This window comes from Psychrobacter sp. Ps2 (assembly GCF_022129405.1).
Classification (GTDB): Bacteria; Pseudomonadota; Gammaproteobacteria; order Pseudomonadales; family Moraxellaceae; genus Psychrobacter.
Window position 1 is genome coordinate 56,470 of sequence record NZ_JADQAM010000043.1, and the last position, 13,089, is coordinate 69,558.

At 40.5% G+C, this 13,089-nt stretch carries 10 protein-coding genes; 4 read left to right on the forward strand and 6 right to left on the reverse strand.

Translation table 11 applies throughout. The features are described 5' to 3' along the window. Positions 1-416 precede the first annotated feature (416 nt). The 3 genes from I3254_RS04700 to I3254_RS04710 all read left to right on the forward strand — a co-directional run bounded on the left by I3254_RS04700 (position 417) and on the right by I3254_RS04710 (position 4,670). Positions 417-2,942 carry a bifunctional (p)ppGpp synthetase/guanosine-3',5'-bis(diphosphate) 3'-pyrophosphohydrolase gene (locus I3254_RS04700; RefSeq protein ID WP_238051685.1) on the forward strand — a complete coding sequence of 842 codons (2,526 nt, stop codon included), beginning with the start codon at positions 417-419 and terminating at the stop codon, positions 2,940-2,942. A 55-nt stretch (positions 2,943-2,997) separates the two neighbouring features. Beyond that, entirely contained in the window at positions 2,998-3,939 is a 942-nt protein-coding gene (mutM, locus tag I3254_RS04705) for a bifunctional DNA-formamidopyrimidine glycosylase/DNA-(apurinic or apyrimidinic site) lyase (RefSeq protein ID WP_238051687.1), read from the forward strand. Between the two features lie 290 nt (positions 3,940-4,229). Further along, a complete protein-coding gene (locus I3254_RS04710) occupies positions 4,230-4,670 on the forward strand; it encodes a hypothetical protein (protein ID WP_114701175.1) in 441 nt (146 codons plus the stop codon). A gap of 112 nt (positions 4,671-4,782) precedes the next feature. On the opposite strand, the gene mscL is transcribed toward I3254_RS04710, so the two are convergent. The 3 genes from mscL to I3254_RS04725 all read right to left on the reverse strand — a co-directional run bounded on the left by mscL (position 4,783) and on the right by I3254_RS04725 (position 8,992). Next, positions 4,783-5,238, reverse strand: coding sequence for a large conductance mechanosensitive channel protein MscL (mscL, locus tag I3254_RS04715; RefSeq protein WP_057758404.1), 456 nt, complete (start codon positions 5,236-5,238; stop codon positions 4,783-4,785). A gap of 279 nt (positions 5,239-5,517) precedes the next feature. Beyond that, positions 5,518-7,368 (reverse strand): translational GTPase TypA, encoded by a 1,851-nt coding sequence (typA, locus tag I3254_RS04720; RefSeq protein ID WP_057758402.1) that lies wholly within the window; start codon positions 7,366-7,368, stop codon positions 5,518-5,520. A 349-nt stretch (positions 7,369-7,717) separates the two neighbouring features. Continuing rightward, positions 7,718-8,992 (reverse strand): OmpA family protein, encoded by a 1,275-nt coding sequence (locus I3254_RS04725; RefSeq protein WP_238051689.1) that lies wholly within the window; start codon positions 8,990-8,992, stop codon positions 7,718-7,720. Positions 8,993-9,576: 584 nt separating this feature from the next. On the opposite strand from I3254_RS04725, the gene I3254_RS04730 reads away from it, so the two are divergent. Further along, positions 9,577-10,305 (forward strand): GspH/FimT family pseudopilin, encoded by a 729-nt coding sequence (locus tag I3254_RS04730; protein ID WP_238051691.1) that lies wholly within the window; start codon positions 9,577-9,579, stop codon positions 10,303-10,305. Positions 10,306-10,325: 20 nt separating this feature from the next. Here the strand turns inward: I3254_RS04730 and I3254_RS04735 are convergent, their stop codons facing one another. From I3254_RS04735 to era, 3 genes are all read right to left on the reverse strand, one after another. Further along, complete coding sequence (locus I3254_RS04735; RefSeq protein WP_238051702.1) at positions 10,326-11,099, reverse strand: pyridoxine 5'-phosphate synthase; 774 nt, start codon at positions 11,097-11,099, stop codon at positions 10,326-10,328. 67 nt (positions 11,100-11,166) lie between these two features. After that, entirely contained in the window at positions 11,167-11,958 is a 792-nt protein-coding gene (locus I3254_RS04740; RefSeq protein WP_238051704.1) for a DNA repair protein RecO C-terminal domain-containing protein, read from the reverse strand. 63 nt (positions 11,959-12,021) lie between these two features. Continuing rightward, positions 12,022-12,987, reverse strand: coding sequence for a GTPase Era (gene era, locus I3254_RS04745; RefSeq protein ID WP_057762330.1), 966 nt, complete (start codon positions 12,985-12,987; stop codon positions 12,022-12,024). Positions 12,988-13,089 lie beyond the last annotated feature (102 nt).

The following is a 13,089-nucleotide window of genomic DNA, read 5'->3' on the forward strand; positions in this document are numbered from 1 at the left end:
TAATCTTCAAAACGATTAATAGCTGGAAATGACTGATAGTTGAACCTAATTAAAGAGACAATTAAGCATTATTACAATTATCTAAGATAACTCAAAGCTTTGATAAGTTTGTGCTAATAAATAGCCATTATTTAGCGTAATTGACCACAGCCGTACAGAGGCTCGCTTGATTTGTCACTTTAAAATGAGATAATAGTAAACAATCTTCCTATGTTTTTGATGATGTTTCCAATCGCTACATAGCAAGCATTTGCACTCATAGCTTTATATATTTTACGCGCATTTTATAGCTGCTAAAAATAACATTTTTAGCAGTTGTATTGGTTTATAGCTGACACTTTATGGATCGTTAATTCAGAGTGTGTGCATAGTAGATGAGGTTATAATCAATTCAAAATAGCTAAGAGGAGTCGGCTATGGTAAAAATTCGTGAAGGATTACCGCTGGTGGATGGACAGACCACGCAGGCCGATAGTGCAACACTTGCGGCGCAACTGGTGGCGAGCCAACGCTCTCACCAGTCAGCCAATAGCTATGCCCAAATTCCCCTCGACATCAAATACCAGTTGGCAACCCACAAGCTACATACTACTTTTGATCGTTCAGCTGCACACACTTATCATTTGCATGACCCTCACACTGAAGACGAGTATTTGGATGATACCAATGCGCTATCAAACAAAGAGCTTGAGGCGGTCGACTTAGACCAAGCCAATATCGATGTACCTACTTGGCTAGATAATGTGGCCAAGCGTATTGGACAAGAGTCAGTACCCAACCTAAGTGCAGCTTGCGAGTTTATTCGCAGTCATATGAATACCAGTGAATCTGAGCGTTCAGGCGCTTATGTGACCGGTATTGGTATGACTGATATTTTGACCTATCTTTATCAAGATGAAGATGCATTGGTCGCGGCCATGCTGTATCGCAGTGCGCGCAAATCAATCATTAGTCTCGCTGAAGTGGAAAAAAACTTTGGTCCAGATATTTTGACGCTTGTGAAAGATACCCTTGCAATGGGTAAGCTGTCGGAGATTATTGAGAGCAATAAACGCTTAGAAGATCATTTCGTCAATAATCAACGTGATCAGCTATCAAATATTTATAGCATGCTCATCTCTGTCACCAACGACGTGCGCGTGGTACTTATAAAACTGGCTGAACGTACGTTCGCCATGCGTGAATTGACTTTTTCTAGGCCAGAGCGTCAAACGCGTGTCGCACGTGAAGTCATGACTATTTATGCGCCATTAGCCCATCGTTTAGGTATTGCACAGCTAAAATGGGAGCTCGAAGATTTAGCTTTCCGTTATCTTGCGCCTGACCGCTATAAAGAAATTGCTAAGCTGCTGTCAGAAAAACGTAGCGAACGCGAGTCCTATATTCAGCGCGTACAAGACAAATTAAATGAATCACTAGCAGATGCCAGTATTGAAGGCGAAGTATCTGGGCGCGTCAAACACATCTACTCTATTTATCGAAAAATGAAGCTTAAAGGCTTATCGTTCGATCAGCTTTATGACATTCGCGCCTTACGTGTCTTGGTCAATAGCCCTTCTGACTGTTATCACGTTTTAGGTCTAGTACACGGTTTATGGCGTTATATTCCTGAGCAGTTTGATGACTATATTACTAACCCTAAGTCCAATGGTTATCGCTCGCTACATACGGCTGTGATTGCAGAAAACAAGTCACTAGAAGTCCAGATTCGTACTCATGAGATGCACTTTGAGGCCGAGCTTGGCATGTGTGCGCACGTTAATTACAAAGAAGGTCTAAAGAACAAGAAAGACAACTATCTGAATCAAAGAATCAGCTCATTGCGCCAATTATTATCTATCAATAATGAGACACGCTCAGCTGTTGTAGCGGGCGAAGAGATAGACGATATCGCGTTTGATGAAGAAGAGCAACTCGTTGATTTTGATGAGCTAGAACGTATTTATATCTTTAGTCGGGATGGTGATATTACCGAACTACCAAAAGGCGCGACCGTTCTTGATTTTGCCTACTATGTGCATACTCAAGTTGGCAACCGCGCGCAGGCAGCCCGCGTCAATCAGCGCTATGTGCCACTGACCTATCAGTTGAAAACAGGCGAGCAAGTTGAGATTATCACCAAGGCATCGCGTGAGCCCAATCGCGATTGGTTGGTAGCATCGCTAGGTTATATTCATACCAATCGGGCCCGTTCAAAACTGCGCCAGTGGTTTAACAAGCAAGACCGTGATAAGAATATTGAAATAGGTCGCCAAATGCTCAGTAAAGAGCTTGAGCGCCTATCTGTTCATCCTAATAGTATTGATCTAAACGACTATATTCAGCATTTTCATGTCAATACGACCGATGATATTATCGTGGGTCTGGTGACAGGCGATATCGGCCTGAATCAATTGACCAGTCATATCTCACGTCAGCTGCATCTTGAACCTGAGATACCACCAGAGAGCTTTGTACCGCATGTAGATAACCGAGATACAGGTAAGCTCGATGCGTATAAAATCCATATCGATGGTTTGGATAATATCGAAATCAATTTGGCAGGTTGTTGCCACCCTGTACATGGCGAACCGATAGCTGGCTACATCACTTTATCGCGTGGCGTTAGCGTGCATAATCGAGGCTGCCCAGAGTACTTACGTCTGGTCGAGCGCGATCCTGAGCGCAAGATAGAAGCTGCTTGGCAAGTACAGACGGGGCGTTATCAGCCCGTTGATATTCATGTCGAAGCATATGACCGACGCGGTTTGCTACGTGATTTGACACAGATAATTGATAAAGAAAACGTCAATATTCGCCAAGTTCAAACGTTAAGCAATGACGATAATATTGCTTTTTTAAAGTTCCATATTGAAGTCTCAGGCTTAGCACATCTATCTAAGTTGCTCGCAAAATTAGAGCAGCAACATGGTATTTTGCACGCACGCCGTGCAGTCGTGTAAATAAAACCTTAAGCCAGTCGTTGTTTATTCCACAATAGAGTTGTCAAAAAATACTATGCCTGAATTACCTGAAGTAGAAACCACTAAAGCCAGTCTTGCTCCATTGTTGGGGCAACAGGTCGTTGATGTTAAAGTATTTCAACCAAAGCTGCGATGGATGATGCCAGATAACTTGGACGAGCTAGCTAATTACACATTAGAGAGTGTCGAGCGCCGAGCAAAGTATCTGATTCTTAATTTTCTGCCAGTAGATGCACAGAATAACGCTCCAATGTCAGCCAACAAAGTTGAACCACGTCAGCTTCTTATTCACTTAGGAATGTCAGGTAGCTTACAGCAACATAGCTATGGTACTGATAAGCGTAAACATGATCATCTGGTTGTCATCTTTAATGATGCTGATAATGAAAAGTCTCAGCTACACTACTATGATCCGAGACGTTTTGGTTCAGTACTATGGCATGAAGATTACGGCAATAAACTACTAGATCATCTAGGTCCTGAGCCGCTTTCAAAAGATTTTACCGCAGACTATTTGTACAATTTAATCCAGCGTATAGATTTATCTAGCCAAGATGGCAATGGGTCATCGACAGATAATACTAAAGCAAACAAACGACTAAAACCCATCTCCCGAGCGATTAAATCTGTCATCATGGAACAAGAAGTCGTGGTTGGGGTTGGCAATATCTATGCGACTGAAAGTCTGTACTTGTCCGGCATCCACCCTGCTACGCCAGCCAATCAAATTTCATACGATCAGATTGTCATTTTAGTGAGTCATATTAAAGAAATTTTAAAGAAAGCGATAAAATTAGGCGGTTCGACACTACGGGATTTCACAGTAGCAAGTGGTCAAACTGGTTACTTTCAGCAAACCTTAAATGTGTATGGTAGACAAGGAGAGAGCTGTCTGCATTGTAGTACGACGCTAGAAAACATCAAGCTTACTGGTAGAGCCAGTGTTTATTGTCCAAATTGTCAGCCGTTAAAATAGTTAATAACTGATACCTGTTTGCTTGAGGTATATTTAGATTAAATGAGGCTAATATCTAGACAGAGTATTTATTTTTAAAAGTATCAAATATTGCAAAAGCTATCACTAGATTATTCTCATTTTTGTTGCTTATTAGTGCGCATCTTGCTTTAATAGTGCTAGCGCTTACATAAATAGTGCGCATCATTTATTTTTCTGTAATATTTAGCCTAACTATTGTTGCCGCAAGATTCCTGTGTGGAAATAGCAGCAGCCATTAATCATACTACTATGAGTTTCAGGATATCGTTATGACTGTTAAAGCAAAAACTCAACGCACAGTTAAGCAGAGATTTTTTACTGTATTAGCAACTCTAGGATTGGTAGCTGCGACCATTCAGCCTACTTTTGCAGCTATAGAAATTGATGAAACTGATTTTGGTCCTTCATACGAGACGATGGTAGTCGATACGATTGTTGGTAAGCCATTGCAACTCGTAAATGCGGTAGCTGGTACGGCAGCCTATATTGTTAGCCTACCCTTCTCACTTATAGGTGGTAATGCAGATCAAGCACAGCAGAAGCTATTTGTTGAGCCTTGGGATGCTATGGGACGTTGTTTAGGCTGTACAGTCGCAGAAGATAACTATTACAAATCTCAAGTCGTTGATAATAACGTAGTACGTATCGTTGTCGATCAACCATCAGAAATTCTAATTAATACCAATGACTATGTAGTGGTCACTCCATAACAATTTGCTTTTAGTAGGCACATCAAATAGTTCACAAAAAATGACTGTGACTATTTCATAGCAAAAAGGCTAACGAGAAGTTAGCCTTTTTTGTTGTCAACGAGTCGATAATTTATTTCGTAATACTAGTATTACTTAATTTGGCACTGATTTCACGTAGCAATTTCACTTCCTCTGATGGCTCTTCTACTGCTTCTTCTATAACTTCCTCTACTTCTTCAGCACGGCGCATTTTATTGACACCTCTAACCATCATAAAGATGATGAAAGCTAAGATTAAAAAGTTAATAAGTACGGTAATAAAACTACCGTAAGCCAATACAGGTACACCTGCTTCTTTAAGCGCATCATAAGTCATAGCAATACCGTCAGGTGCATCGCCTAAAACCAAGAACATGTTTTCAAAATTAATCTCGCCACCAAAAATAAAAGCGACAATCGGCATAATAATATCATCTACCAAAGATTTTGTGATGGTGGCAAAAGCCCCTCCGATGATGACACCGACTGCCAAATCCATCACGTTACCTTTGACAGCGAACTCTTTAAACTCTGAAACCATACTCATTGTTTTTTCCTCAAAATTTATCTATAAACCAATAGATATTTATATAGTTAGTATCACATCTAGCTTTCATGTTAATAATTGAATACATTAATACCACTATTCATTCTGTCTGTATTTTTCCAAGATTACAACATAAAAAAAGCAGTATAAAGTGAACCACTAATAGCTCACCTTATACTGCTCGTTTTTGAATCACTCAGTGCCCGTAGAAACTATTGACACTAAGTGTTCGCGTCAAACATCAATACTATGAATTACTAAGTAACTCATTTATTGATATTAAGCACCTTTTTTACCACGGCCATGACGTTTACGCTCACTTTCAGTCAAGTAGCGTTTACGAATACGTACCGCTTTTGGCGTTACTTCGACTAGCTCATCGTCTTGAATAAATTCAAGCGCTTGCTCAAGAGTGAATTTCACTGCTGGCGTCAACGTCAATGCTTCGTCAGTACCACTAGCACGTACGTTAGTTAACTGTTTAGCAGTCGTTGGGTTAACAGTCATATCATCGTTACGAGAGTTAAGACCAACAATCATACCTTCATAAACTTCAAGCTGTGGTTCAGCAAACAACTTACCACGTTTCTGTAGGTTAAATAGAGCAAAACCTAGGCAAGTACCGTTTGCCATAGAAACCAATACGCCATTAGAACGACCACCAACATCACCGATCTTCTGTGGACCGTAATGTGAGAAGCTCGAGGTCATAATACCACTACCTGAAGTCAGGGTTAGGAACTCAGAACGGAAACCGATCAAGCCACGCGCTGGTATGGTTGCCTCAATACGCATACGGCCTTTACCGTCCAGCTCCATGTTAGTCATCTCGCCTTTGCGTAGACCAACTTGCTCCATGATAGAACCTTGATGCTCTTCTTCGATATCGAAGACAACGTTTTCATACGGCTCTTGTAGCTTACCATCAACTTCTTTAACGATAACTTCTGGACCAGAAACACCTAGCTCAAAACCTTCACGGCGCATGTTTTCGATAAGTACTGATAAATGAAGCTCACCACGACCTGATACTTTAAATTTGTCAGGAGACTCAGTGTCTTCTACACGTAATGCTACGTTATGAATCAACTCACGCTCAAGACGCTCACGAATGTTACGTGAAGTCACGAACTTACCTTCACGACCAGCAAATGGTGAATTGTTTACTTGGAAGTTCATAGATACTGTAGGTTGATCTACCGTTAGTGCTGGTAGTGCTTCAACGTTGTTAGGATCACAAATAGTATCAGAGATGTTTAACGCATCGATACCTGTGATACAAACGATATCACCGGCTTGTGCATCTTCAACGTCAATACGATCAAGACCATGATAACCCATGATTTTTAGGATACGGCCGTTACGCGTTTTGCCATGCTTATCAATGACAGTCACTGGCGTGTTAAGTTTAACTTTACCACGCTGAATACGGCCAATACCGATAACACCAACAAAGCTGTTGTAGTCAAGGCTTGAAATTTGCATACGGAATGGAGCGTCAGCATCAACCTGTGGAGGCTGAACAACGTCAACGATAGTTTTGAACAATGGCGTCATGTCATCAGCTAAATCATCTGCTTCTAGACCTGCGATACCATTCAATGCCGAAGCATAAACAACTGGGAAATCAAGCTGCTCATCGTTTGCACCTAGGTTGTCAAACAAATCAAAGATTTGATCCATTACCCAGTCAGGACGTGAGCCAGGACGATCGATTTTGTTAATAACAACGATCGGCTTTAGACCTTGTTCGAATGCTTTTTGCGTCACAAAACGAGTCTGAGGCATTGGGCCATCAACAGCGTCAACAACCAAAAGTACGCAATCAACCATAGACATTACACGCTCAACTTCACCACCGAAATCGGCGTGACCTGGGGTATCTACAATGTTGATACGGTATTCAGTTTCTGAAGTTTTATCTGTCCAGCGGATAGCTGTGTTTTTAGCCAAAATGGTAATACCACGTTCTTGCTCAATATCACCTGAGTCCATTGCACGCTCAGCAATGTTTGCACGGTCGCCAAAAGTACCAGACTGATGTAATAACTTATCAACCAAAGTTGTCTTACCGTGGTCAACGTGGGCAATAATTGCAATGTTACGCAGGTGTTTGATATCGTTCGCCATATAAAATGCTCGTTTCGTCTTAAAAAAATGCAGTAGCAGTAAGCGCTGCTGAATAAACTTTCATCATCAATCAGATAGATATTGAATCTAAGATGACGCAAAAAAGAATGCTATCAAATAAAAAAGTTCAATACAATCAAATATCTATACTGACGAATTCATCATACAGATTGCTATGCTAATGTACATACTGTTAATTTACAGAATGTTTGGGTGGCTAGTATAACATTATTGATTCATAAATTTATGTAATAACTCACTTTTCTCAATACATAAATAAAAAAAAGCCACCCAATGGGTGGCTTTTTTTGTAACTGTATATTTTACTATACGGTTATTTTGCTAATACTTATTGAACAACCATATCTTTAGTTTGTTCAACAGTCATTGTTTTGTCACCAGTGATGATGGCATAAACACGACGGTTCATAGCACGACCTTCTTCAGTGTCGTTTGAAGCGATTGGGTTGTTGTAACCATAGCCTACAGTTGATAGACGGTTTGGAGCGATACCGAATTCGTTAGTTAGCATAGATTTAACAGCAACGGCACGAGCTTCAGATAGACGTTGGTTATAACGTGCTGAAGGACCAGTCTTAGAAGCATGACCTTCTACACGAGCTGTAGAGTTAGGATACTCACGCATCTTCTCTGCTACTTTAGCGATTTCTGGCTTGTACTGGTTTTTGATAGCTGACTTGTCGTTATCAAAGAATACACGTAGTTCCATTTTCAGTTCGTCAGTAATGTCTACTGGTACTGGGCAACCGCGCTCATCAACTACAACGTTCATTGGAGTGCCTGGGCATGCATCGATGCTATCAGGTACGCCATCACCGTCAGAATCAAGATCAGCTTCAACAACAACTACTGGAGTGTTGTCAACTACTGGCTCTTGCATAGGTGGTACTGCTACTGTAGGTGCTAAATGGCCACCTAGTACTACTTCTAGACCGGCCAAAGCCATGCCTTCCCACCAGTTGTTGTCAAAGTTATGAATCGCACGAGCTTCACCACGTAGGCTTAGCGCGTCATTGATGCGATACATAGCACCTAGACCTAGGTTACCGATAGTGTCTTTAGAGTTTGATACTTCAGTACCAGCAGCAACTGTATTACCGTTGCTATCTTCGTACTCTTCTTGGTTTTCTACTTTAATCTTAGATTGACCAGCACCAATTAACACATATGGCTTAAGTGCGCTATCAGTGTAACCAGTGAATTCTTCAGTACCGATCAAGAAGTTACCAGAAATCATTTCTTGTTCGATATCGAAGCGGTTAACGCCAGACTTCGCTGAATCTTCAGAAGCCTCGCCATTAGCATCAGATACGCCATATTCTACTTGGAACTGAGTAGAAGGAGTAAGTTCGATACCTAGTGCTGCACCAGTGTATAAGCCACTTTCTTTAGCTACGCCACCGTTGTCGTTACCGGCACGATCTGTATTGTTTTGCAGATTCTTACCAGTAGTAAGAACTTCACGCTGCTTGTCAGAGGTATCACTGAATTCTTCAGTCATGTGATAACCAAGTAACAATGGGCTGATAGTAACACCAGCATTAGCTGCCATCGGTGCAGCCGCTACAGCAACAAGGGCTAGAGCTATTTTATTCAATTTCATGGACTTCCTCCAAAGGATAATTTTAGTGATGCATTAAGCAAAACCGATTCTCAAGACGTACTAAGATAGACATCTCTTACGCATTTTAAGTTACAAAGCAAAACCAATTAAGGAGTAGCTTAGCGATTATTAATTCAGTTTACAACTTTTTTCGTTAACGAGCTACACATTATTACACGATAATGTTGTAACTAAAACACAGTAAACAGTCTAAGTTACCCAGAACTAACACACCTTACGCTTCTTATCTTTTACACATCAGTTTGCGATAGATGAGTAGTCCATTGATAGCTATTTTCTTGAAGCATTTTATTACAATTAGAATTTTTTCTCTATTGCTAATATCGTTCTTTCACTAATTGAAACATTTTTTGACAGTCGCTATATATTACATATATATTGTAAAAAACCAATATTCTTCTGAAAATCAAGTAATTAGCAATTACATCTGTCTTATATACAGTGGAATAAGAGAAAGTCTAAAGAATTTAGACAATTGGTTAGCTTAAAAGATAGTCAACACAAGGGTGTGTGAGACGTTGTTTTTTACTTCAAAGATAAACAGCTATAGGATGTAGCGCATTATGAACTTACTTAGTAAGGTACTGGCCCATTATAAGAGAATAGCCATTTTTACCTTTTGTTTACCTATTTGTAAAAACGGCAGGTATGGAATTGATAATTTATTAGCTATTGCATCTAGGTTATTCAATAAACTATTGAAGTTTGTCATTTATAGGAAACCACTCCTTCAAAACGATAATATTTTAAATGCTAAGCAATCAAACGGCTTTACTCTCGTTGAGCTAACTGTGACGACAATGGTATTGGGAATTATCGCAGCTATTGCAGCGCCAAGTATCTTAACGCACTTAGCACGAATGGAAGCCCAACGTGTCAAGCATCAATTAGAGAACACCTTATCCTTAGCAAAGGCCGAAAGCTATATAAGTCGGCAGGATGTCTTGGTTTGTTTATCAAATGATGCACAGCAATGCCATAGGAACAGTGATAAGACGCTTCTGCTATTCGTAGATAAAAACAATAATAAGCATTTTGATTCTCAAGTAGATACCTTATTAACTCAGCAATCCTTAAACCTAAGATATAGTACAGTGAAATTAAGAGTTGGCGGTAGGCGTCACTATACTAAATTTTGGGGTGATAGTGGCAGACCACGAGGACACTTCGGTCATATAAAATATTGCCCTACCTCTTCTTATAACAAGTCAATGTACCAAATCTCTTTTAACCAATCCGGTATCGTCAAACATAAACTTAATGCAGACCACCCTACGAAATGTAATGGGTAATAGATGCCGTATATGCAAACCTATTTATACATGGCCTCTTTCATCATTGTTACAGCGCTTTCTAGTCCTACAAATACGGCATCTGCAATAAGTGCATGACCAATATTTAATTCATATATACCATCAATTTTTGCAATGGCATTAACATTGTCACACGTTAAACCATGACCTGCGTTAATAAGCAATTTATCGTCTATGCTCTGTGCTGTAGCTACTGCTTGTTCAATTCTTTTAAGTTCAGCCAACTGTGCGTCAGTATCATTTGCTAATCCTGCTTCGGCATAAGCACCCGTATGCAACTCTACCGCGTCTGCACCACACTCTATCGCGGCTGCAATCTGCTTGTCATCAGGATCAATAAACAAAGAAACCTTAATATTAGAGGCTTGCAGTTTATGAACATACTCTTTTAGAGATATGACTTGCCCTGCAACATCAAGACCACCTTCTGTCGTTAGCTCTGCACGCTTTTCAGGTACTAGACATACCCAACAAGGTTTAACTTTGCAGGCAATTGCAAGCATCTCATCCGTTGCGGCCATCTCTAGATTCATTCTCGTCGACAACTGCCCTGCCATTTCATAAACATCCGCATCTTGTATATGACGACGATCTTCACGTAGATGTATAGTGATACCATCTGCCCCTGCCTTTTCGCACAATAATGCAGCAGCCAAAGGATTTGGATAACTCACACCACGCGCTTGACGCAATGTTGCCACGTGATCAATATTCACGCCTAACAAAGGTTTTTTTGAATTGTTTTCAGATGAGGTAGATACAGAGATGCTCATAAAAAATCCTTCGGACAATTAAGCCTAACTTATATAGTTGATACTACGAGAATATTTGAGAATGCAGTTATTGATAACGCTGCTGTTGCTGCCATAACAGACGACTTTGTAGCGGCTGATAATCAAGCAAATGATCAATAAGATGTCTATGTAGCTTTGACCAATGGCTCAGCGTCTGTTCAGTAATACCTAAACGTGCCATTTCTATGATATCCGTACCCTTAAAAACAGTCTGTCCAGACTCACTGGCTAAATGCTCAGACTCTTCATTATGTACCAATACAGGGAGCAAACCTATATCTGGTAAAAAACGGTAAGTACAATCAGACTCGATGGGATCTTCAACGTTGTCATGCGTTAACGTTAAAGTGAATCCTAATTCGGTAAATAGATACTGCTCAAACTGACGTAGACAGAGACGAAGCTCGCTATTACTTAAGGGCTGCTTGAGTTGTTGTAGACTGATTTGATAATGCTGCCACAATACAGGCATTGGGTCTTCAGTAGGTAACAGCCGCCACAGAATCTCGTTTATATATAGTGCGGCATACTGATGTTGACCGCTGATATTAGCGTAAGGTACGGCTTCTAAAACAGCAGGTGTACTATCTTTTTGAACACTGTCTTTTTGAACACTGTCAGCTTGAGTCGTATCTTGCGAAGCAATATTAATTTGACTAAAGGTTTTTAAGTCGCGTTTACCAGTAGCAAAAAGCTGTAATGGCATAAATAGTGGCGCGCCTTTTTTCCCAACGCCATGTATTACACCATGTTGTTGAGAAAAAAGATAATACAAAGCGCGCTTTTCTTGATAAGGGCGCTGATGCAATAAATACCCGACGAGCGCTTCATTACGCATTTTTTATTACCTAAATAGCTAAAAGGCAGACAGTGCTTTTGAAGCGTTCGTTTTTAACCGCTATCAATAGCCCAAACTGGTCAACGCACGCTCGTCATCAGACCAACCACGTTTCACTTTGACCCACAAAGTTAACATAATTTTTTTACCGAATAACTGCTCCATATCTTTACGAGCATCCATACCAACTTGTTTGATACGCTGACCTTTGTCACCGATAACGATGGCTTTTTGACCACCACGTTCAACATAGATAGTCGCATCGATGAAAGTACAAGCTTTGCGTGGACGCCCTGTCTTTGGATCAGTATGTGCAGGTTCGTCTTTAAACTCATCAATCTGTACCGTTAAATCATATGGCACTTCATCACCCGCACTACGCATGATTTTTTCGCGAATGATTTCACTGGCCAAAAATCGCTCAGAGCGATCAGTGATTTGCTCTGTATCATAAATGGGCGCAGCAACTGGTAAATGTGAGGCAATCACTTCTTGCAAACGATCTAAGTTTTGATTTTTTAGTGCAGATACAGGAACGATATCAGCAAAATCGAAACTATCGTTGAAAGTTTCGATAAGTGGTAGCACGCTGCCTTTATCTTTTAGAGTATCTGACTTATTGATAACCAAGACGACCGTTAGATTGGTCTCACCAAGCTTTTGCAAGGTCAATAAATCATCGTCACGCCATTGATCTGAATCGACAACAAACAGTACTAAATCTACATCTACTAACGCCGATACCGCCGCTTTATTCATACGTTCGTTAATAGCACGTACTTCGTTACGGTGAATGCCGGGTGTATCAACAAACACCGCTTGCATTTCATGGTTTGACAAAATGCCATGAATACGATGACGGGTGGTTTGTGGTTTGCGTGAAGTGATAGACAACTTTTGACCTAATAAGTGGTTCATCAAAGTTGATTTACCCACATTTGGACGTCCAACAATAGCGACATAACCTGCTCTAAAATCATCAGCCATACGAGCATTGCCACTTGGTGCAAAAAACTCTTCAATAGCCATATCATTGTCTAATGCAATATCTTCTGCATCAATATCATGAGTCTCTTCGGTAACTTCGATATTGTTCTGGCTTGAATCAATATCTGTATTTTCACCCATATT